19 protein-coding genes and 1 pseudogene are annotated in these 18743 nt (G+C 74.0%); 13 read left to right on the top strand and 7 right to left on the bottom strand.

Going from position 1 to position 18743, the window contains the following annotated elements:
- Window positions 1-34: 34 nt before the first annotated feature.
- Window positions 35-808 (bottom strand): TVP38/TMEM64 family protein, encoded by a 774-nt coding sequence (locus IE258_RS16930; protein WP_189744287.1) that lies wholly within the window; start codon window positions 806-808, stop codon window positions 35-37.
- 49 nt (window positions 809-857) lie between these two features.
- Between IE258_RS16930 and IE258_RS16925 the strand changes: the two genes are divergently transcribed.
- The 3 genes from IE258_RS16925 (at window position 858) to IE258_RS16915 (ending at window position 3978) form a co-directional block, all read left to right on the top strand.
- The gene (locus IE258_RS16925; protein WP_189744285.1) at window positions 858-1580 is read left to right on the top strand and encodes a DNA alkylation repair protein; all 723 of its coding nucleotides are present in this window, start codon (window positions 858-860) and stop codon (window positions 1578-1580) included.
- A 288-nt stretch (window positions 1581-1868) separates the two neighbouring features.
- A complete protein-coding gene (tuf, locus tag IE258_RS16920) occupies window positions 1869-3050 on the top strand; it encodes an elongation factor Tu (protein ID WP_189744283.1) in 1182 nt (393 codons plus the stop codon).
- Between the two features lie 82 nt (window positions 3051-3132).
- Window positions 3133-3978: a spermidine synthase gene (locus IE258_RS16915; RefSeq protein WP_189744281.1), complete on the top strand. Its 846-nt coding sequence runs from the start codon at window positions 3133-3135 to the stop codon at window positions 3976-3978.
- A gap of 30 nt (window positions 3979-4008) precedes the next feature.
- On the opposite strand, the gene IE258_RS16910 is transcribed toward IE258_RS16915, so the two are convergent.
- Complete coding sequence (locus tag IE258_RS16910) at window positions 4009-5034, bottom strand: DUF8017 domain-containing protein (RefSeq protein ID WP_189744279.1); 1026 nt, start codon at window positions 5032-5034, stop codon at window positions 4009-4011.
- Window positions 5035-5110: 76 nt separating this feature from the next.
- Window positions 5111-6067, bottom strand: coding sequence for a DUF8017 domain-containing protein (locus IE258_RS16905; protein WP_189744277.1), 957 nt, complete (start codon window positions 6065-6067; stop codon window positions 5111-5113).
- Window positions 6068-6151: 84 nt separating this feature from the next.
- On the opposite strand from IE258_RS16905, the gene IE258_RS16900 reads away from it, so the two are divergent.
- Window positions 6152-6589: a DUF4442 domain-containing protein gene (locus IE258_RS16900; protein ID WP_052838967.1), complete on the top strand. Its 438-nt coding sequence runs from the start codon at window positions 6152-6154 to the stop codon at window positions 6587-6589.
- Window positions 6590-6671: 82 nt separating this feature from the next.
- Window positions 6672-7307: a DedA family protein gene (locus IE258_RS16895; RefSeq protein ID WP_189744275.1), complete on the top strand. Its 636-nt coding sequence runs from the start codon at window positions 6672-6674 to the stop codon at window positions 7305-7307.
- An 87-nt stretch (window positions 7308-7394) separates the two neighbouring features.
- Here the strand turns inward: IE258_RS16895 and IE258_RS16890 are convergent, their stop codons facing one another.
- Window positions 7395-7931, bottom strand: coding sequence for a gamma carbonic anhydrase family protein (locus tag IE258_RS16890; RefSeq protein ID WP_189744273.1), 537 nt, complete (start codon window positions 7929-7931; stop codon window positions 7395-7397).
- Between the two features lie 106 nt (window positions 7932-8037).
- Here IE258_RS16890 and IE258_RS16885 point away from each other — a divergent pair, with 106 nt between their 5' ends.
- From IE258_RS16885 to IE258_RS16875, 3 genes are all read left to right on the top strand, one after another.
- Window positions 8038-8844, top strand: a complete 807-nt coding sequence (locus IE258_RS16885) for an acyltransferase (protein WP_189744271.1) — start codon at window positions 8038-8040, stop codon at window positions 8842-8844.
- A 183-nt stretch (window positions 8845-9027) separates the two neighbouring features.
- Window positions 9028-9600 carry a helix-turn-helix domain-containing protein gene (locus IE258_RS16880; protein ID WP_189744269.1) on the top strand — a complete coding sequence of 191 codons (573 nt, stop codon included), beginning with the start codon at window positions 9028-9030 and terminating at the stop codon, window positions 9598-9600.
- A gap of 43 nt (window positions 9601-9643) precedes the next feature.
- Entirely contained in the window at window positions 9644-10201 is a 558-nt protein-coding gene (locus tag IE258_RS16875) for a YbaK/EbsC family protein (protein WP_189744267.1), read from the top strand.
- Window positions 10202-10205: 4 nt separating this feature from the next.
- Here IE258_RS16875 and IE258_RS16870 read toward each other — a convergent pair.
- A pseudogene (locus tag IE258_RS16870) lies at window positions 10206-11262 on the bottom strand (cation diffusion facilitator family transporter).
- A 186-nt stretch (window positions 11263-11448) separates the two neighbouring features.
- Between IE258_RS16870 and IE258_RS16865 the strand changes: the two are divergent.
- On the top strand, window positions 11449-11808 hold the full coding sequence (locus IE258_RS16865; protein ID WP_159324775.1) for an ArsR/SmtB family transcription factor: 360 nt from the start codon (window positions 11449-11451) through the stop codon (window positions 11806-11808).
- A gap of 53 nt (window positions 11809-11861) precedes the next feature.
- Here the strand turns inward: IE258_RS16865 and IE258_RS16860 are convergent, their stop codons facing one another.
- Complete coding sequence (locus IE258_RS16860; protein ID WP_189744265.1) at window positions 11862-13085, bottom strand: 4-hydroxybenzoate 3-monooxygenase; 1224 nt, start codon at window positions 13083-13085, stop codon at window positions 11862-11864.
- Between the two features lie 161 nt (window positions 13086-13246).
- Here IE258_RS16860 and IE258_RS16855 point away from each other — a divergent pair, with 161 nt between their 5' ends.
- The 3 genes from IE258_RS16855 to IE258_RS16845 all read left to right on the top strand — a co-directional run bounded on the left by IE258_RS16855 (window position 13247) and on the right by IE258_RS16845 (window position 17325).
- Complete coding sequence (locus IE258_RS16855; RefSeq protein WP_189744264.1) at window positions 13247-14653, top strand: hypothetical protein; 1407 nt, start codon at window positions 13247-13249, stop codon at window positions 14651-14653.
- An 81-nt stretch (window positions 14654-14734) separates the two neighbouring features.
- Window positions 14735-15979: an AAA family ATPase gene (locus tag IE258_RS16850; protein WP_189744262.1), complete on the top strand. Its 1245-nt coding sequence runs from the start codon at window positions 14735-14737 to the stop codon at window positions 15977-15979.
- Window positions 15976-17325 carry a vWA domain-containing protein gene (locus tag IE258_RS16845; protein ID WP_229892146.1) on the top strand — a complete coding sequence of 450 codons (1350 nt, stop codon included), beginning with the start codon at window positions 15976-15978 and terminating at the stop codon, window positions 17323-17325. The genes IE258_RS16850 and IE258_RS16845 overlap by 4 nt, the downstream gene beginning before the upstream one ends.
- Window positions 17326-17337: 12 nt before the next feature.
- Here the strand turns inward: IE258_RS16845 and IE258_RS16840 are convergent, their stop codons facing one another.
- A complete protein-coding gene (locus tag IE258_RS16840; RefSeq protein WP_127894112.1) occupies window positions 17338-17745 on the bottom strand; it encodes a CoA-binding protein in 408 nt (135 codons plus the stop codon).
- A 150-nt stretch (window positions 17746-17895) separates the two neighbouring features.
- Between IE258_RS16840 and IE258_RS16835 the strand changes: the two genes are divergently transcribed.
- A complete protein-coding gene (locus tag IE258_RS16835) occupies window positions 17896-18690 on the top strand; it encodes a hypothetical protein (protein ID WP_189744260.1) in 795 nt (264 codons plus the stop codon).
- Window positions 18691-18743: the final 53 nt, after the last annotated feature.

Below are 18743 nucleotides of genomic sequence, written 5' to 3'. Positions count from 1 at the left end.
GTCGGCATCGGCTCGGCGCGCGCTCAGGACCCGCTCAGCGCCCGCGCAGCCGGTGCCGCTTGCGCCAGGCCACCACCGCGCCCGCGAGCCCCGGCAGGGCGATGCATGCCAGCGCGATCAGGAAGGCGGGGGAGGTCGGCGTCGAGGCACGGGCGCCCGCGACGACGTAGGCAGCGGTGTTGGGGATCGAGCCGAGCCCCGTCGCCAGCAGGAAGGGCAGCAGGCCCATGCGGGACACGGCCGCGCAGTAGTTGGACGCCGCGAAGGGCACCCCCGGGAAGAGCCGCATCGCCAGCATCGTCCGGAAACCGTGCCGGCTCAGCTGCCCGTCCGCGGCCTTCAGCCACTTGCCCCGCAGCAGCGGGCGCAGCGCCTCCTGGCCGAGGACCCGGCCGAGACAGAAGGCGACCCCGGCGCCGAGCACCGTCCCCGCGATCGCGGAGGCCAGCCCCAGCTGTGAGCCGAACAGGGCGCCGGCCGCCAGGTTGAGCAGCGGGCGCGGCACGAAGGCGACCGTGCACAGCCCGTACGCCACCGCGTACGCAAGGGCCGCCGCGGCGCCCCCGAGCTGTGGTGGCCAGCCGTTCGTCAGCAACTGCTGCGGCTGGAACAGCACCACCGTCGTCGCGGCCGAGGCCAGCAGGGCTACGAGCAGGGAGAGCCGGGACCACGGCGACAGCAGCACTCTCGTCACACGCGCGGCGAAGCCGGTCGGGGCGACCGGTCCTGCGGCGGTGACGGCGAGTTCGGCGGCGGTCCGGGGAGAGACCGAGGCGGTGCCCCCAGAGCGGGTGGTGGCATCGAGCATCCGGTGACACTAACCGACAAATGTGTGTGATCGCCGTATGGTGCGTCTCATGAGCGTCACAGCCCGGCCGATTCCGGACTCGCCGCCGAGCGCCCTCGCCGACACGGTACTGGAGCGGCTCACCGCCGAGTACCCCACCGCGGCCGACCCCGAGCGGGCCGTCGGACTCCGGTCGTACATGAGGGACGTGGCGCCGTTCCTGGGCATGACCTCGCCCGTTCGCCGCTCCCTGTCCCGCACCGTGCTGGCAGGCGTGCCCCGGCCGGACGAGTCGGACTGCACCGCGGTCGCGCTGCGCTGCTGGCGGCTGCCCGAGCGCGAGTACCACTACTTCGCCGTCGACTACCTGCGCCGGTATGTGACGCACTGCTCGTCGGGATTCCTGCCCGTCGTCCGGCACCTGCTCACCACCGTCCCCTGGTGGGACACCGTCGACCTGCTCGCCGCGCACGTCGTCGGTGGACTGGTCACCGCCGACCGCGGCCTCACGCGGGACATGGACGCCTGGATCGAGGACGAGGACCTGTGGCTGGTCCGCGCGGCGCTCCTGCACCAGCTGCGCTACAAGGAAGACACCGACACCGACCGCCTCTTCGGCTACTGCGTGCGCCGGTCGGGCCACGGCGACTTCTTCGTCCGCAAGGCCGTCGGCTGGTGCCTGCGCGAGTACGCCAAGACCGATCCGGACGCCGTGCGCGCCTTCGTGGCCGAGCACCGGGCCCGCCTGGCGCCGCTGTCCGTCCGGGAGGCGCTGCGGACCATCGGTCCCTAGCCGGACCCCGGTACACGGGACGACGGCAGGTGTCGAACTCCCGTTCCCCCAAAAACCATTCGACGTGCGACGAAGCGTCGGCAATGATCGGCGTCATGTTCCGGTACGCCTTCCACCTCGCAGCATCCGCGGTCGCGGATGCCCCGAAGGCTGCCGTCGCCCACTTCACCGCCGCAGTCGACGGCGCCCGAAGCTGACCCTCCCCGGATCGTCCGGCGGACCCCGCAGGGGGAGGGTCGGCCGGCCCCAGGGGTCCCCACCACCGCCACGAGGCTTCGAGGTACCGCCATGTCCAAGACGGCGTACGTCCGCACCAAACCGCATCTGAACATCGGCACGATGGGCCATGTCGACCACGGCAAGACCACCCTGACCGCCGCCATCACCAAGGTCCTCGCCGAGCGCGGGGCCGGCACGTTCGTGCCGTTCGACCGCATCGACCGCGCCCCGGAGGAGGCGGCGCGCGGCATCACCATCAACATCGCGCACGTCGAGTACGAGACCGACACCCGGCACTACGCGCACGTCGACATGCCCGGCCACGCCGACTACGTCAAGAACATGGTCACCGGCGCCACCCAGCTCGACGGGGCGATCCTCGTCGTCTCCGCCCTTGACGGGATCATGCCGCAGACCGCCGAACACGTGCTGCTCGCCCGGCAGGTGGGCGTGGACCACATCGTGGTCGCGCTCAACAAGGCCGACGCCGTCGAGGACGGCGAGGACACGGTGCTGACCGACCTCGTCGAGCTGGAGGTGCGCGAACTGCTCACCGCGCAGGGCTACGGCGGCGACGCCGTGCCCGTCGTACGGGTCTCCGGGCTGAAGGCCCTGGAGGGCGACCCGAGGTGGACGGCGTCCGTCGAGGCGCTGCTCGACGCCGTGGACACGTACGTGCCCATGCCCGAGCGGTACCTGGACGCCCCGTTCCTGCTGCCGGTGGAGAACGTGCTCACCATCACCGGCCGCGGCACCGTCGTCACCGGCGCCGTCGAGCGCGGCACCGTGCGCGTCGGCGACCGGGTCGAGGTGCTCGGGGCGTCCGTCGAGACGGTCGTCACCGGCCTGGAGACGTTCGGCAAGCCGATGGAGGAGGCCCAGGCCGGGGACAACGTGGCGCTGCTTCTGCGCGGAGTCGCCCGCGACACGGTGCGCCGGGGGCACATCGTCGCCGCGCCCGGCAGTGTCGTGCCGGCGCGGCGCTTCACCGCAAGGGTGTACGTGCTGTCGACGCGCGAGGGCGGCCGCTCCACACCGCTGACCACCGGCTACCGGCCGCAGTTCTACATCCGGACCGCGGACGTGGTCGGCGACGTGGACCTCGGCGAGGCGGCCGTCGCCCGGCCCGGGGACACCGTCACCATGACGGTCGAGCTGGGACGGGACGTGCCGCTGGAGACGGGGCTCGGCTTCGCGATCCGCGAGGGCGGCCGCACCGTGGGCGCGGGGACGGTGACCGCGGTGGGGTGACCGCCGTGGAGTGAGCGCGGTGGGGTGAGCACGGTGAGTGCGATGGGGTGGGCGCCCCGCCGGGCACCGGCACAATGGACGGGTGAACGAAGCCATACCCGTCAGCCGGGTCACCGACCACGGCACCGCTAAGCTCATGCCCGACGTCGATCGGGAACGGGCCTGGCTGCTCACCGTCGACGGGGCGCCGCAGTCGTACGTCGACCTGGACGAGCCGGCGCACCTGGAGTTCGAGTACACGCGCCGGCTCGGCCACGTCCTGGACACGGTCGCCGAGCCGGGACGCCCGCTGGACGTCCTGCACCTGGGCGGCGGCGCGTTCACCCTGCCCCGGTACGTGGCCGCGACCCGGCCAGGCTCGCGCCAGGACGTGGTGGAGGCCGACCGGGGGCTGCTCGACCTGGTCGCCGAGCACCTGCCGCTGCCGGCGGGCGCGGGCATCACCGCACACGGCGCCGATGCCCGCGCCTGGCTGGAAGCCGCCCCCGCGGACTCGGCGGACGTCCTGGTCGCCGACGTCTTCGGGGGCTCGCGCGTGCCCGCGCACCTGACCTCCGTCGGCTACGTGCGCGAGGCGGCCCGGGTCCTGCGTGCCGACGGCGTGTACGTGGCCAACCTGGCCGACGCGGCGCCGTTCGGGTTCCTGCGCGGCCAACTCGCCGGACTCGCCGAGTGCTTCGAGGAGCTGGCGCTGATCGCCGAACCGGGTGTGCTGCGCGGGCGCCGCTTCGGCAACGCGGTGCTCGTCGCCGCGCACCGCCCGTTGGACACCGGGGCGCTGGCCCGGCGCGCCGCCGCCGACGCCTTCCCGGCCCGGGTCGAGCACGGGCCCGCCCTGCGGGACTTCACCGGCGACGCCCGGCCGGTGCGCGACGAGGAGGCCGTACCGTCGCCCGAGCCGCCCGCCGGAGCCTTCGGCATCGGCTGAGCGGCGTACGGGCCCCGCGGCGCGGGTGCGCTACGACTCGGTCGGCGGCTCCTCGGTGAGGCGCACGGTGGCGAGGATCTTCTGGATCGTCGCCTCCGGGAGCTCCTCCTTGACGCCCTTGGGGCCGTAGAGGTTCCAGGTGACGAAGTCGCCCGCGCCGTTCTTGAACGCGAAGGTGATCGCCTTGCCCTCGGTGTCGCACTTGCCCTTCTTGGGAGCGCCCTCCGAGTGTGCCGTGATGACACTCCCCTTGATGCCCGAAGCGGTGGTGTACGGCTTCGGCTTGCCGTACTTCACGCTCTTCTTGTCCGGTTCGGTGTAACCGCCGTAGATCCACCACGGCACCCGCGTCTCGGCCGCCTGGTCGGTGGTCTTGGCGCCGCTCTCACCACGGGTGCCGGTGGTGGCGAGCGCGGTGCTCTCCTTGCGGCCGTCCTTGTTCTCGTCGGTCGTGCACCACTCGGACTTCAGGTAGGCCGGGGCGGTGACCGTGGTGCGGTCGGTCTTCCCGTCCTCCTCCCACTCGAAGCCGACGCTGGTGTCGGTGCTGTCGATCTCCCAGTCCGCGGGCACGTCGAACATGGTGCCGAAGCGCGGGTTGGCGACGACCTTCCAGCCGTCGACGGTGGCCTTGGCCCCCTCGCCCCCGCGCGGGTTCTCGTCGGAGCCCGACGCGCTCGGGTCGGCGGTGGGGGACTCGGACTTCTCCACGGTCGGGCTGGCGGACGTCTTCTTGTCCTTGCCGTCGTCGGCCTGGTCGTCCTTGTCGCCGCCCAGCACCAGGAACCCGGTGACACCGGCGGCCACCACCACGGCGAGGGACGCGATGATCGCGACCAGCTTCGTCCGGTTGCCGCCACCACCGCCGCCGCTCCCCGTCGCGGGCTGCGGAACGGTGGCCGGCTGCGGCGTGCTCCACTGCTGCTGCCCGTACGCGCCGGGCTGCTGCTGGTAGCCGGGCTGCTGATACGGATTCGGCTGCTGGTACCCCGGCTGCTGGTACGGATTGTCCTGCGGGTTCTGCTCGCCCCCGGGCGGCTGCTGTCCTGGCCACATGAGCAGTCACCCTAATGCCGTCCAGGAAACGATTCGGTCACCGGCCCTTGTCAGGGACGTACCGAAACCGCGGATCCTAGGCGTCCGACGCGGTGTACTCCCTGACGGTGGCCAGAATCTTGCGGACGGTGGCCTCGGGCACCTCGTCGGCGACGCCGGCCGCGCCGAAGAACGACCACGAGACGAAGTCGCCGTCGGCGGACTTGAAGGCGAAGGTGGTCGCCTTGCCGTTCACGTCGCACTTGTCCTTCTTCGCCACCCCGGAGGACCGGGAGGTCGCCATGCTGCCCTCGATGCCGGACGCGGTGGTGAACGACGTCACGGGGCCGGTGGAGACCTTGTCCCGGTCCGGCTGGGTGTAGGCCCCGTAGACCCAGGTCGCGGAGTCGGTCCGGGCGATCTCCTCGGTGCTCCGGGCGCCGTTGTTGCCGCGGGTGCCCGCACTGGCCAGGGGCGTGTACTCGACCGAGCCGTCCCGGTCGCCGTCCGACCCGCACCACTTCTCCTTCAGGACGGCGGGGGCCTTCATGGCGACCAGGGGCTTCTCGTCGGGGTCGTCGTCCTCGGCGACGTAGGTGACCCAGTCGCGCGACTGCGGCACCCAGGACGCCGGTACGTCGAAGGCGATGCCGTGATCGGGGTTGGCCACGACGGTCCAGCCCTCGACGGTGGGCTTCGGTGCGCCGTCACCGCCGCGCGGGTCGTCGGCGGTGGAGGCGGACGGGGCGGAGGCGGCGGAGGAAGCGGTCGGGCCGGGCCGGGCCCCGTCGTCGTCGCCCCCGCCCAGCAGGACGACCCCGGTCACGGCGGCGGCGACCACCACGACCGCGGCGGCCACGACCGCCACTACCTTCGTACGGCCGCCGCCCGGTCCCCGGCCGCCCGGTCCGCCGGACGTGACCGTGGGCGCGTTCCAGGGTGCGGGCTGCTGCTGTCCCGCGTACGGCTGCGGCTGCTGGTAGCCGGGCTGCCGGTACGGGTTGGGCTGCCGCGGGTCCGGCCCGCCGGTGGATGACTGCTCTCCTGGCCACATGGGCGCCCAGCATACGGCGATCTTCCCGAGTCCCTGGCCCTGGAAGCTACTCGTGGGTAACCTTCCGTCATGAGCGCAGATCAGATGTCGATCGGCGAGTTGCTCGCCGCCACGGTGCCGATGGTCAGGACCCTGAACCTCGAGTACCTGGAGACCACCCCGGAGAAGGCCGTCCTGGCCCTCCCGGACCAGAGCGAGTACCGCAACCACGTCGGCGGACCGCACGCCGGAGCCATGTTCACGCTGGGCGAGTCGGCCAGCGGCGCGATCGTGCTGGCCGCCTTCGGCGACCAGCTCTCCCGGGCGGTGCCGCTGCCGGTCACCGCGGAGATCGCCTTCAAGAAGATCGCCCTCGGCCCGGTCACCGCCACCGCGACGCTCGGCCGACCCGCCGCCGAGGTCGTCGCCGAACTGGACGCGGGCAGCCGGCCCGAATTCCCGGTGAGCGTCGCCATCCAGCGCGAGGACGGAGCCGTCACCGGTGAGATGACCGTCATATGGACCCTGCGCCCCAACGGCTGACCCCCGCCGACCCGGTACCCTTCCCGGTGCGCCTCGATAGAGGCGCACCGGGAAGCAGGTACGCGAAGCGGAGGGTGGGGCGTTGCACGTCCAGGAATGGCTCGACACGGTGCCCGCGGCGGCCGTCTACGCCGTCGTCGCGCTGGTCATCGGTCTGGAGAGCCTGGGCATCCCGCTGCCCGGCGAGATCATCCTGGTGTCGGCGGCCCTGCTGTCGTCGCAGCACGGCGGGATCGACCCGGTGGTCCTCGGCGCCTGCGCCAGCGCGGGCGCGGTGATCGGCGACTCCATCGGCTACGCCATCGGCCGCAAGGGCGGCCGGCCCCTGCTGGCCTGGCTGGGCAGGAAGTTCCCCAAGCACTTCAGCGAGGGGCACGTCGCCACCGCCGAGCGGTCCTTCCAGAAGTGGGGCATGTGGGCCGTCTTCTTCGGCCGCTTCGTCGCCCTGCTGCGGATCTTCGCGGGCCCGCTGGCCGGTGTGCTGCGGATGCCGTACTGGAAGTTCCTGATCGCCAACGTCCTCGGCGGCATCGTCTGGGCGGGCGGCACCACCGCCGTCATCTACTACGTCGGCGTCGTCGCCGAGGACTGGCTCAAGCGCTTCTCCTGGCTGGGCCTGGTGGTGGCGGTCCTGATCGGCATCGCCTCGATGCTGATCGTCAAGCGCAGGGCGAGCAAGGCCCAGCAGACCCCCGAGCCGGTCGTCGCCGGGGAGTGAAGGCGCCCGCAAGGGGCGCGGGGCTGTTTCGATGTGCGGCTCCGCCGCGTGGGCGCGACCAGCCACGACCAAGCCGCAGACGGCGGATCACAGCACTCCCCCCACCGCATCCCGATGCTCCCCAGCCAGCGCCGCGTACATCGTGCCGTTCAGCGTGACCCCCTGACGCTCCTCCTCCGTCAGCTCCCGCTTCACCTTCGCCGGCACCCCCGCCACCAGCGACCCCGGCGGCACCCGCATCCCCTGCGGGACCAGGGCCTGGGCCGCGACCAGTGAACCGGCGCCGATCACCGCGCCGTTGAGGACCGTGGCGCCCATGCCGATCAGGCAGTCGTCCTCGACGGTGGCGCCGTGCACCACGGCGTTGTGCCCGATGGAGACCCGCTCGCCGACGGTGACGGGGAAACCGGGGTCGGCGTGGAGGGTGCAGTTGTCCTGGACGTTGCTGTCCGCGCCGACGGAGATCCGCTCGACGTCGCCGCGCAGCACCGCGCCGTACCAGACGCTCGCCCCGGCGTGCAGCGTCACGTCCCCGACGACCGAGGCGGTCGGCGCCACGAAGGACTCCGCGTCCACCTTCGGGTCCTTGCCGCCGATGCCCGTGATCAGCGCCTTCTGCGTCATGTTCGCCTCCTGCTCGGGTGTTTACGGCACCGTACGCCACCCGGTGGGGTGAAGATCACAGCACGGTGCGGACCTGTCCGCGGGGCGCCGGGACTACCGTGAGCGGGTGCCCCACCGCAAGAACACGTTCTCGTCCTGGCGGAGCCGCCTCGTGCAGCGGGCCGTCCACGCGGGCTGGGCCTGGGTGCAGCGCACCGGTTCCGTCACCGCCGAACACCCCGGGCGGTTCCGCTTCGGCGCGCTGGGCGGGGGCACCCGGCTCGCCTTCCCGCTCGGCACGGTCTTCGGCGAGCCCTGGATCCACGTCGGCGCCCACTGCATCATCGGCGAGCAGGTCACGCTGACCGCCGGACTCATGCCCGACCTCGACCTCGGCCCCGAGCCGATCCTGCGCATCGGCGACGGGGTCGTCCTCGGCCGCGGCAGCCACGTCATCGCGGACACCACCGTCACCATCGGCAGCGACTGCTACTTCGGCCCGTACGTCTACGTCACCTCCACCAACCACTCCTACGACGACCCGCACCAGCCCATCGGCAAGCAGTGGCCGCGGATGGACCCGGTGGAGATCGGCCCCGGCTGCTGGATCGGCACCGGCGCGGTGATCCTGCCCGGCGCGAGGATCGGGCGCAACGTGGTCGTGGCCGCCGGTGCCGTGGTCCGGGGCACGGTCCCCGACCACGCCGTGGTGGCGGGCGCCCCGGCCCGCGTCGTACGCCGCTGGACACCCGCCGAGGGCTGGCAGCCGCCGCTGCGGACCCCGGCCCCGGTGCCGATCCCCGACGGGATCACACCGGGACAGCTGCGGGAGCTGTCGAAGCTGGACGCCGAGGCGGTGGCCCGCCTCGCCGAGCTGGACGAGGACCCGGAGCGCGCGCCGGGCAGACTCGCGGAACCGGCCGCGGAGGGCTGACGGAACGACCTGGGGGGCGACCACCGGGAGCGCTGCCGTGCTCCGGTCGCCCCGCAGTACAGTTCGGTGGACCTTCGGGTGCAGCAGACCGTAGTCGAGTCTGCCGCACCACGTCATTCACACCCATGTACTAGCTGTTCACACCCATGTACCAGCTGTACGAGTACCAGTCCTGGACGGAACGTGGCGGACCTCGACCTCCTGACCCAGTCCCTGGCGCGCAACGTCAAGCGCTGGCGCACCGAGCGCGGCTTCACCCTGGAGGCGCTCGCGGCGCGCGCCGGGGTCAGCCGCGGCATGCTCATCCAGATCGAGCAGGCGCGCACCAACCCCAGCCTCGGGACCGTCGTGAAGATCGGCGACGCCCTCGGTATCAGCATCACCACCCTGCTCGACTGGGAACAGGGCCCCACGGTCCGCGTCGTCCCCGCCGACCGGGCCGTCCGTCTCTGGCACACCGACGCCGGCAGCTTCAGCCGGCTCCTCGCCGGAGTGGAGGCGCCCGGCCCGCTGGAGATGTGGGAGTGGCGGCTGATGCCGGGCGAGCACAGCCTCTCCGACCCGCACCCCGGTGGCACGGTCGAGCTGGTGCACGTCACCTCGGGCGAACTCGCCCTCACCGTCGACGGGGTGACCCACCGCGTGCCGACCGGCGCGAGCGCCTCCTTCGAGTCCGACACCCCGCACACGTACGGCAACGAGGGCGACGTCCCGATGGAGATGATCATGGCGGTCTCGGTGCCGCCCGTTCGCTGAGACGCCCGTTCTCGGGGGCCCCGGCGGTTGTTAGCGTGCCGCCATGCACGCACCCATCGGGAACTTCGACAGCGCCACGCCTGCCCCGGACTGCCTCGACCGACTGACCCGCCCGGTCGCCGACGCCGTACGCCACTGGAGCGGCACCGTACCCGCCGACCAGATCCTCTACGTCGACACCGAGCCGGACTGGGCCGACACGGCCACCTTCGTCGAGCACTACGGCCGTGAGCTGCTGGAACAGTCCGCCAACTGCGTGGTGGTCTCCGGCAAGCGCGGCGGTGGCACGACGCTCGCCGCCTGCGTGGTCCTCTCCACCACCCGCGTCGACGTCAACGGCGTCGTACGCCGTCATCTCGGTGCGCGCAAGGCGTCCTTCGCCCCGATGGACACGGCCACGGGGGAGACCGGCATGGAGTACGGCGGCATCACCCCGGTCGGTCTGCCCGGTGACTGGCCGGTGCTGGTGGACTCGGCCGTCGTCGACCTGCCGTACGTCCTCGTCGGCAGCGGACGCCGGCGCGGCAAACTGCTCGTGCCGGGCAAGGCATTCACGGAGCTGCCCGGGGCCGAGGTCCTGGAGGGGCTGGGCGTCGCCTGACCCGTCACGCGGCGGCGTGGTGGGCGAGCGCCAGATGCGGATCCGCCTCGCCCGGGGAGGGCGCCGGATCCGCGTGGACCAGGGCGGCGGTGAGCCGCGGCACCGCGTGCAGCAGGGCGTGCTCGGCCGCCACGGCGATGCGGTGGGCCTCCCGGACCGTCGCCTCGCCGTCCACCACCAGCGCGACCTCGGCGCGCAGCCGGTGCCCGATCCAGCGCAGCCGCAGTTCGCCCACCCCGCGCACGCCGGGGACCTCGTCCAGGACCCGCTCGGCCCGGTCCACCAGGGCCGGGTCGACCGCGTCCATCAGCCGCCGGAACACCTCGCGCGCCGCGTCCCGCAGGACCAGGACGATCGCGGCCGTGATCGCCAGCCCCACGATCGGGTCGGCGAGCCGCCACCCCAGCGCCGCGCCCCCGGCGCCCAGCAGCACGGCCAGCGAGGTGTAGCCGTCGGTGCGGGCGTGCAGTCCGTCGGGCGACCAGCGCGGCGGACCCGATCTCGCGGCCCACGCGGATCCGGTGGCGGGCCACCCACTCGTTGCCGGCGAAGCCGACCAGGGCCGCGACGGCGACCGCCGGGACGTGCGCGACGGGGCGGGGGTCGAGCAGCCGGTCCACCGCCGTCCACGCCGCGAGCACGGCGGATGCGGTGATCGTCAGGACGACCACGACACCGGCCAGGTCCTCCGCCCGCCCGTAGCCGTAGGTGAAGCGCCGGGTGGCCGCGCGCCGACCCAGGACGAAGGCGATGCCCAGCGGTACGGCGGTCAGCGCGTCCGCCGTGTTGTGCACCGTGTCGCCGAGCAGCGCCACCGACCCGGAGACGACCACCACGGCCGCCTGGACCAGCGCCGTCGCGCCCAGCACCGCCAGTGACACCCACAGCGCGCGCAGGCCGCGGGCCGAGGACTCCAGGGCCGGGTCCAGCTTGTCGGCGCTCTCGTGGGAATGCGGGGTGAGCCGGTGCGCGAGGCGGTGCGCCCACCTGCGCCGCCGGGTGGCGGGGGAGCGGTCGGGGTGCGGGACTTCGTGGTGGTGGTGCCGGTGCGGGTCGCTCATGGGTGCCCCTTCCGGTGCGTGCCGCGGTGCTCCGGTCGTCTGTGCCGGGTGTGGTGTGCTCCGGTCGTCCGTGCCCGGGTGTGCTGTGCTCCGGTCGTCCGTGCGCGGGTGCGGTGCGGTGCGGTGCGTGGGCGTGGGCCGGGGCGGTGGGTGGACGTGTGCCGTCCACGACGCCATTATGTGCGTATGAGCGCACGCACGCACCTGTCGACTGCGGACGATGCGCACCCGCGCACACCGGGCGAGGAGCAGTTCGCGCTCGCCGCCGAGGTCCTCGCCCTGCTCGGCGACCGGACCCGTCTGACCCTGCTGCACGCCCTGACCGGGGGCGAGGCCGACGTCACGACCCTCACCGAGGCATGCGGGGCGGCCCGTCCGGCGGTCAGCCAGCATCTGGCCCGGCTGCGCCTGGCTGGGCTGGTCGACACCCGCAAGGAGGGCCGCCGGGTCGTGTACTCACTGCGCGACGGGCATCTGCGCCGCCTGGTCGACGAGGCACTGAACGTGGCCGACCACCGGCTCGGCGGCCGGCCGCTGCACGACTGAACCACTGCCGTCCCCGACCGCAGCGCACGGTGGGGGCGGCGCGCCGGGGCGCCTCAGCCGGTGGTCCGCACGCCGAGGTACCGCTCGGCGAACTCCGTCGCCGCGACCGGCGAGTCGAACAGGCGGCGCAGCCGGGCCAGCGCGGCACCCGCACGGTACGGATCGCCCGACGCCGTGCCGTGGTACATCTCCGCGAGCCACTGGGAGAACTCCTGGTAGTCCCACACCCGCGTGAGACATGCGGCCGAGTAGCCGGACAGTCCGGAGTGGTCGCCCCGCGTCAGGGACGCCACCAATCCGTCACCGAGCAGGAAGGCGTCGTGCAGGGCGAGGTTCAGGCCCTTGGCGGCGATGGGCGCGGTCAGGTGCGCGGCGTCCCCGGCCAGGAAGAGCCGCCCGAAGGCCATCGGCTCGACCACGTAACCGTGCATGTCGAGCACGCGCTTCTCGATCAGCCGCCCCTCCCTGAGCGGCGGTGCGCCGGCCGCGCCCAGCCGTTCCCTCAGCTCTGCCCAGACGCGCTCGTGCGGCCAGTTCGCCGGGTCGTCGCCCGGCGGGCACTGGAGGTAGTAGCGGGTCACCTCCGGGCTGCGTGCCATGTGCCCGGCGAAACCCCGCGGATGCATGCCGAACACCACGCAGTCCGAGGACGGCGGCGCCTCGGCCAGCAGTGCCAGCCAGCCGACGCCGTAGTCGTGACGGGCGAGGCGGGCCCGCCCGGGAGGCAGCGACGCCCGGGTCACCCCGCGCGCACCGTCGCAGCCCGCGACGAAGTCCGCCGTCACGAACCGGCGTTCACCGGAGTCCGGGCACAGGTACGACACCGACGGCCGCCCGGACTCGAGGCCGTGCAGGCGTACGTCCCGGACGCCGAACCGGATCTCGCCGCCCCGCGCGTCCGCGTACTGGCGCAGCAGGTCCGTCACCAGGAACTGCTGCGGGTAGATGAAGTGGTGTCGCCCCGTCAGCTCGGTGTACGCGAAGCGGTAGCGCTCCCCGGCGAACCGGAACTCGCACTCGGTGTGCGCCTGTGCCCGCTCCAGCAGGGTCCGTGCCAGCCCGCGCCGTTCCAGTCCGCGCACGGCCCACTCCTCGATGACCCCGGCCCGCGGCCGGTGTTCGACGAACTCGCGGGTCTCCGTCTCCAGCACCAGACAGTCGACACCCGCGGCGCGCAGGATGTTGCCGACGGTCAGCCCGGCGGGCCCCGCGCCCACCACGACGACGGAACAGCCGTGAGAACTACCGGAGTTGGCGCTGAGAGAGGGTGCGGTCACCCGGACATTATGTCGGCGGCGCGCGGACCGCGGGAACGCTCGCGACGGCCCTCCCCGCGACAAAACACCTGGCGGGTCCGCATCGGTGAAGCTAGGCTCCCCGCGATGACTACTCCTCCTGTCGGCAGATTGGGGGACCCGTCCGCGCAAGGTGAGTGCTGATGGCCACTCACCTCGTGAACGGGGACTCCGAATCCCGCCTCTCCCTCTGGCAGCGCGTGCGTCGCTTCGCCGTGCCGCCCGCCATGATCGAGACCGCGACCGCCCGCCGTCGTGCCGGGGACTGGGCCGGCGCGTGCGCCGCCGCTGCCTTCGACGTCGACCTCGACCTGCGTCGGCTCGCGCGCACCCATGGCCACGCCCTCGCCTCCCGGATCCGCGCCGACCTGCGCCACCTCGCTCCCGACCTGCTGCGCTGGCACATGCCGAGAATCGCCCCGGACGGGCTGCTGCGACCGGGGCTGACGCTCACCCTGGCCCGGTACGACACCGAGGGGCGCGACGGCATACGTCCGGTGCACCTCGTCGTGCGTACCCCGCCCGCCTGGGCGGACGGCGGCCAGCGCATCAGCCTCGCGCTGTGGGACGGTTCGGGCCAGGACCCCGGTAGCGCACGGCATCCGCATCCCCGGCCCAGCCGGCGCTTCCGGCTCGACCTGCACCGTCACCTGTGGGACGCGCGCAGGACCGGTGAGCTGCGCGTCCGCTCGGGCGCCGACCTGCCGCCGCCGGGCGCGGCGCCGCCCGGACTCGGGAGCGCCGGGGTGACGGTGCCGTACGGGAGGCGGTGCGCCCTGGACCGGTGGGACGCCGAGGCGCGCATCCTGCTCCGGGCCGAGGACGGCGGTACGGGAGCGGTCGTCGTACGGGTCGGAGCCGGGCGGCGGCTGGTCCTGGAACCGGCCGCGGTCGGCACCCGTCCGTCCGCCCCGCGGATCCTCGCGGCGCCCACGGGCGGTGCCCCGTCCGCGCTGCCGGTGCTCCCCGACGCCGCCACCTGGGTGCTGCCCGACCTGGAACTGGTCCGCGCCGGTGCGATCGAGGCCGACCGGCTGCACCCGCTGGTGGCCCCCGCACTGGTGCCGGACCACGTCCCGGCCGCCCCGCTCCGGACACCGGATGCGGCGACGGGCCCGCGGATCGTGGACTGCCGGGGAACCAGGCACCGGATCGGCTTCGTCGACGGGGCGCTGGCCGCCCTGGACCACGATCCGGCCGAGGTCCGCCGGGAGGAACTGCTCGCCGCGCTGACCGGTACACCGTTGCCCTGCTTCCAGGTGATCGACGCGGCGCACCGGAGCCCGGAGAGCCTCCCCGACATCCGTGAGCGCCTGAACCACGGGGACACCGCCGGTGCCCTCGCCGCCGTGGAGAGCCTGCTGGGCCCCGCCGCACGTCTGCGGGACGGCGCCCTGCGGGACGACCTGGAGGCCGCCGCGCTGCGGCGGGTCGCCCACGGCATGTTCCGCGCGGGACTCGACGAGCCCCCTGCGGGACGACGTCTCCGCCCGGACCGGCACCGCCCCCGCACGGGTCGCTCCCGCCCCCGCCACGCCACCTTCGACTGACCTCGGGCACGGCGGGTGTCCCGCCCGCGCCGAACCCCCTGCGTTGATTCCTTTCCACGACCGACCCTCAGGTGATGACACATGACCACATGCGCCCCCGCAGTGCCCTCCCAGCTCGACGTCGCAGGTGAACTGCTGACGCTCCTGCGCGACACGACCACCGAACCGCGCCCCGACATCCAGCTGGAGGCCCTCACCCTCGCCGTCGCCGCCGACCTCCCCGTACTGCTGTGGGGCGAGCCCGGGATCGGCAAGACCGCGGCACTCACCCAGCTCGCCACCGCCCTGGACCTCCCGCTGACCACCGTCATCGCGAGCGTGCACGAACCGTCCGACTTCTCCGGGCTCCCCGTCGTGGGCGACGACCCCGCGGAACAGGGCGTTCCGATGGCCCCGCCGGACTGGGCCGTGCGCCTGGCGCGGGCCGGCCGGGGGCTGCTGTTCCTCGACGAGCTGTCCACCGCGCCGCCCGCCGTGCAGGCGGCGCTGCTCCGGCTCGTCCTCGAACGGCGGATCGGCGCGCTGCGGCTGCCGCCCGGCGTCCGGATCGTGGCCGCCGCCAACCCGCGGTCCTCGGCGGCCGACGGCTGGGAGTTGAGCCCGCCGCTCGCCAACCGGTTCGTCCATCTCCAGTGGACCCACGACCAGGACGTCGTCGTACGCGGCCTCGGCGGGACCTGGCCCCGGGCGACCCTGCCCAGCCTCGACCCGGCCCGGCTGGAGGAGGCGGTGCGCCATGCGCGCCGGGCGGTGTGCGAGTTCCTCACCGCCCGCCCCGCACTCGTGCACCGGCTGCCCAGCGGCGAGACGCGCCGGGGCGGCGCCTGGCCGTCGCCCCGGAGCTGGGAGATGACCCTGTGCCTGATCGCCTTCGCGACCGCGGCCGGTTCGTCCGGGGAGGTGCTCTCCCTGCTGGTGCGCGGAACCGTGGGGGACGGGCCCGGCCTCGAACTGATGGCGAGCCTGGACCGGATGGACCTCCCGGACCCCGAGACCCTGCTCGCCGACCCGGCGGGCGCCGTGCTGCCCGAACGGGGCGACCTCCGCCAGGCCGTGCTGGACGGGGTGGTCGCCGCGGTGCGCAAGCGGCCGGAGAAGTCCCGGTGGGACGCGGCGTGGGCGCTGCTGGCCCGGGCGATGGAGACCGGCGCGCCGGACGTCGTGGTCGTTCCGGCGACGACGCTCGCCGCACTGCGGCGGCAGGACTGGGACGTCCCGGCCACGATCGACCGGCTCGCCGGGGCCATGTCCCTCTCCCGGCGAGCGGACCACGCGGCCGACCGTGCCGCGGCACGGATCGCGGGCACCGCGCGGGCGGGCCGATGAAGCAGACCCAGCAGATGGCGAAGCAGCAGACGCGGCAGCAGGCGAAGCGGCAGACACGGCAGCAGGCGCAGCAGCAGACGCGGCAGCTGACGCGGCTCCGGGTGCGGATCGACCTCGACAAGCTCTACGCCGCCCGGCTGCACGCCGCCCGGGCCCGGCCCTACCTGGCCACGGCCCTGTTCGCCCTGCACGTCGTCCCGTCGCGCGGGGTGCCGACCATGGCCGTCGACCGGTACTGGCGGTGCTACGCCTCACCGGTCTTCGTGGACCGCACGCCCGTGGAGGAACTGGCCGGGGTGTGGGTGCACGAGGTCTCGCACCTGCTGCGCGACCACCACGGGCGCAGCGACCGGGTGGCACGCGAGCGCGGGCTGACCGGCCCGGCGGAACGGCTGCGGATGAACATCGCCGCGGACTGCGAGATCAACGACGACGTGTTCGGCGACGGACTGGTCCGCCCCGAGGGCGCGGTGGACCCGGGGTTCCTGCACCTGCCCGAGGGGCAGCTCATGGAGGACTACCTGCGCCAGTTCCGGCTGGGGCGGCTCACCGAGAGCCTGGCCTGGCTGGACTGCGGCAGCGGGGCCGACGGCCTCGAAAGGGAGTGGGACCTCGGTCCGGACGGCGCGGACGGACTCAGCGAGCAGGAACGGGACGCGGTGCGCTTCCGGGTGGCGCGGGGCATCAACGCCGCCCCGGGAAAGGCCCCGAAGGGCTGGCGGCGGTGGGCCGAGAAGGTGTTCCACCCTCCGCAGCCCTGGCGCGAGTTGCTGGGGGCCGCGGTCCGCTCGGCGACCTCCTCGGGCGGCGCGGGCGAGGACTACACGTACGGCCGGCCGTCGCGCCGCTCGGCCGGCACACCCGGTGTGGTCCTGCCCAGCCTGCGACGCAGACCGCCCCGGGTCGCCGTGGTCATCGACACCTCGGGATCGGTCAGCGACGCCGAACTGGGCAGCGCGCTCCTGGAGGTCGCCGCGATCGCCCGCGCCGTCGGCGGCCGACGCGACCTGGTCAGCGTGGTGCCGTGCGACGCGGCGGCCCGCCTCGCGCACTCCCTGTGCCGGGAGGAGGGGATCCCGCTGGTGGGCGGCGGCGGCACGGACCTGCGCACCGGCTTCGCGAAGGCGCTCGGGGCGCGTCCCGCGCCGGACGCCGTCGTGGTGCTGACCGACGGGCAGACGCCCTGGCCGGACACGCGGCCGCCGTGCCGGACGGTGGTCGGCCTGTTCCCCCGGGAGCGGACGGGCGGCTCCTGGGACGAGGACGACCCGGAGTACGTCCCCGACGGACCGCCCGACTGGGCCCGCGTGGTGGTCATCGAGTCCGGTCCCGGTACGGGCGGGTGAGCGCCGCCCCGTTCAGCCCAGCCGCGGGATCTCGATCGCCGGGCAGCGGTCCATCACCATCTCCAGGCCGGCGTCCCTGGTCCGCCCGTACGCCGCCTCGTCGACCACGCCGAGCTGGAACCAGACCGCGTCGGCGCCCTTGGCGACCGCCGCGTCGGCGACCGGTCCGGCCAGGTCGCTGTTGACGAAGACGTCGACGACGTCCACGTCGAAGGGGATGTCCGCGAGCGAGGCGTAACCCTGCTCCCCGTGCACCGTCTCCGCCTTCGGGTGCACCGGCACGACACGCTTGCCGAACCGCTGCAGCACCTCGGCGACGCCGTACGCCGCGCGCTGCCGGTTGTTCGACAGGCCCACCACGGCCCAGGTGTCACCCAGCTCGGTGAGGATCTTTCGGACGGTTGCCTCGTCGCCGTACACCGGCGGCCTCCTCGTGCTCCAGGGCGGCCCGCGGATCGGACCTCCCGGTCCGGACAACGGACGGCGACGTGCCGGGATTCCCTTGCGCTGGGCGGGCTGCGGCGAGCGCGCCCCGGTGCGCCGCCGCGCGCTCCCGCCTACGCTCGCCCCGTGCTGCGCATCATCGACGCCCGTACCGGAGAACCCGCCCCCGCCGCGCCCGCCCGCCGGGCGCCGACCCGTGTCGAGGCGCACGTACGGGGGCGTGATGCCGGCGCCCTGCGCGTGCTGTTGGTCGCGGACCTCCTGATGCGCGCCCTGGAACTCGGCGGCACACCCGCGTGGGCCGTGCTGACCGGTACGGCGGAGCCGGACCGGCTGCGCAAGGACGCCGCCGCCCTCGGCATCCGGCCCTTCGAGGACGGCGCCGCCACGGGACACGGACCGGCCGTCGGACAGGGCGTGCGCGTCGTGGCCGAAGCCACGGCTGCGGGCGCGGCCGAACCCGTGGCCGAAGAGGAGGACGAGGGCGGGGCCGAGGGCGGCGACGAGGACGCCCGCGACGCGACGACGGTCGCCGTCGCACCCGTGCGACCGGCCGCTCTCGACCTCGATTCCGACCTCGCCGACCCCGACGCCGTGCGCCTCGCCCTGCTGGAGCGCCACCACCACGCGCGCGTGGAGCTCGACGCCGCCGTGCTGGACGAGGCCCGGGACACCCTGGCGCGCCTGCGCCGCGCGGTCGCCGACTGGGCCCGGCACCCCTCGCGCCCCGTCCCGGGCGAGGTGCGCGACCGGCTGAGGGCCGCCTGGGAGGACGACCTGGACGCCCCCGGGGTACTGCGCCTGCTGCGCCGCGTGGAGACCGACCCGGACCTCGCCGACGGCGTCCGGTTCGAGATCTGCGCCTACGCCGACCGCTTCCTCGGCCTCCACCTCACCCGGGACGTCGGCTCCCCGCCGTGACCGCGGTCGCCGCCGGGGGCCGCGACGACGCCCCCGAGGGGCCCGGCAGGGCG

The sequence above is a fragment of the Streptomyces tendae genome (assembly GCF_014650435.1).
In the GTDB taxonomy this organism is placed as follows: domain Bacteria; phylum Actinomycetota; class Actinomycetes; order Streptomycetales; family Streptomycetaceae; genus Streptomyces; species Streptomyces tendae.
Note: the sequence above shows the minus strand (reverse complement) of the source record. Positions and strands in the feature narration are given on the sequence as shown.

Excerpts from the sequence above, each read along its gene's own strand:
- IE258_RS16930 (WP_189744287.1), bottom strand. The coding sequence starts at position 808 with ATGCTCGATGCCACCACCCGCTCTGGGGGCACCGCCTCGGTCTCTCCC.
- IE258_RS16925 (WP_189744285.1), top strand. The coding sequence starts at position 858 with ATGAGCGTCACAGCCCGGCCGATTCCGGACTCGCCGCCGAGCGCCCTC.
- tuf (WP_189744283.1), top strand. The coding sequence starts at position 1,869 with ATGTCCAAGACGGCGTACGTCCGCACCAAACCGCATCTGAACATCGGC.
- IE258_RS16910 (WP_189744279.1), bottom strand. The coding sequence starts at position 5,034 with ATGTGGCCAGGACAGCAGCCGCCCGGGGGCGAGCAGAACCCGCAGGAC.
- IE258_RS16905 (WP_189744277.1), bottom strand. The coding sequence starts at position 6,067 with ATGTGGCCAGGAGAGCAGTCATCCACCGGCGGGCCGGACCCGCGGCAG.
- IE258_RS16900 (WP_052838967.1), top strand. The coding sequence starts at position 6,152 with ATGTCGATCGGCGAGTTGCTCGCCGCCACGGTGCCGATGGTCAGGACC.
- IE258_RS16890 (WP_189744273.1), bottom strand. The coding sequence starts at position 7,931 with ATGACGCAGAAGGCGCTGATCACGGGCATCGGCGGCAAGGACCCGAAG.
- IE258_RS16875 (WP_189744267.1), top strand. The coding sequence starts at position 9,644 with ATGCACGCACCCATCGGGAACTTCGACAGCGCCACGCCTGCCCCGGAC.
- IE258_RS16865 (WP_159324775.1), top strand. The coding sequence starts at position 11,449 with ATGAGCGCACGCACGCACCTGTCGACTGCGGACGATGCGCACCCGCGC.
- IE258_RS16855 (WP_189744264.1), top strand. The coding sequence starts at position 13,247 with ATGGCCACTCACCTCGTGAACGGGGACTCCGAATCCCGCCTCTCCCTC.
- IE258_RS16850 (WP_189744262.1), top strand. The coding sequence starts at position 14,735 with ATGACCACATGCGCCCCCGCAGTGCCCTCCCAGCTCGACGTCGCAGGT.
- IE258_RS16845 (WP_229892146.1), top strand. The coding sequence starts at position 15,976 with ATGAAGCAGACCCAGCAGATGGCGAAGCAGCAGACGCGGCAGCAGGCG.